The sequence below is a fragment of the Paraburkholderia sp. BCC1885 genome (genome assembly GCF_900996235.1).
Classification (GTDB): Bacteria; Pseudomonadota; Gammaproteobacteria; order Burkholderiales; family Burkholderiaceae; genus Paraburkholderia.
Map to the genome: position 1 here is coordinate 1 of NZ_CAAJGM010000161.1, position 448 is coordinate 448.

General features: G+C 69.2%; 1 protein-coding gene. It reads left to right on the top strand.

What is annotated here, in order from left to right:
* The coding region (locus FQ755_RS15590) for an endo alpha-1,4 polygalactosaminidase (protein WP_186308540.1) at positions 1 to 448 on the top strand (448 nt) is incomplete at both ends.

The window sequence follows — 448 nt, forward strand, 5'->3', positions numbered from 1 at the left end:
ACGGCAATCAGCCTCTCGTCGAACTGCTGTCCGCCTACGACGCGGCGGTGGTCGAGCGCGACAGCGGCTTCGATCCGCTCGCGCATCCGCTGCCGCACACCACCTGGTTCGCCTACGCCAGCGTCGGCGAGGTGCTGCCCTCGCGCGACTATTACGCGAGCATCCCGAAGAGCTGGTTCGCCGGCAGCAACGCCGCCTGGGCCTCGCGCGTGATCGACCAGGGCCAGCCCGACTGGCCGGCCTTCTTCGTCGATCACGTGATCCGCCCGCTGTGGGAGAAGGGCTATCGCGGCTTCTTCCTCGACACGCTCGATTCCTACCAGCTCGCCGCCACCACCGACGAGGCGCGTGCGCGCCAGCAGGCCGGGCTGGTCGCCGTGATCCGCGCGATCCGCGCGCGTTATCCGGCCGCGAAGCTGATCCTCAACCGCGGTTTCGAGATCCTCCC